General features: G+C 61.5%; 2 protein-coding genes. Both read left to right on the forward strand.

Annotated elements, in window-relative coordinates; all coding sequences use genetic code 11:
• On the forward strand, positions 1-400 hold a 400-nt coding region (locus ACI3KU_RS19000; RefSeq protein ID WP_404923897.1), incomplete at its 5' end, for a TadE/TadG family type IV pilus assembly protein.
• 38 nt (positions 401-438) lie between these two features.
• The coding region (locus ACI3KU_RS19005) for a pilus assembly protein TadG-related protein (RefSeq protein ID WP_404923898.1) at positions 439-540 on the forward strand (102 nt) is incomplete at its 3' end.

Consider the following 540-nt stretch of genomic DNA (forward strand, 5'->3'; position numbering starts at 1 on the left):
CGACGACCGGGCGACCTCCGCTGTGGAGTTCGCCATTCTGACGCCGGTTTTCCTGCTGCTGCTGACCGGCATGCTGGCCTATGGCATTTATTTCGGTGCTGCTCATTCCTTGCAGCAATTGTCCGCCGATGCGGCGCGGACGGCGATTGCCGGGCTCAATCAGACCGAACGCAACCGCCTGGTCGGGGAATTTCTCGACGACAATGCCGCCAGCTACATGCTGATCGAGCGCTCACGGCTGACCTATACGATCGGCGACAGCACGACCGATCCCAATCAATACCGCGTCACCCTGCGCTACGACGCTTCGGACCTGCCGATCTGGAATCTTTATGTGCCGCTGCCCCTGCCCAGCCAGGTGATCGCCTATAGCTCGACGATTCGCCGGGGCGGTATATGAAACTTTGGCGACGGTTCTGCGCTGACCAGCGCGGCAATATGGTCGTGATGTTCGCGGCGGGCTTTGTCGTGGCCAGCGTGGTCGCCGCCATTGCGGTGGATGCGGCGGGGATTTACCACGAACGGCGGGCCATTCAGAAT

Source organism: Microbacterium sp. ZW T5_56 (genome assembly GCF_044987425.1).
Lineage (GTDB): Bacteria > Actinomycetota > Actinomycetes > Actinomycetales > Microbacteriaceae > Microbacterium.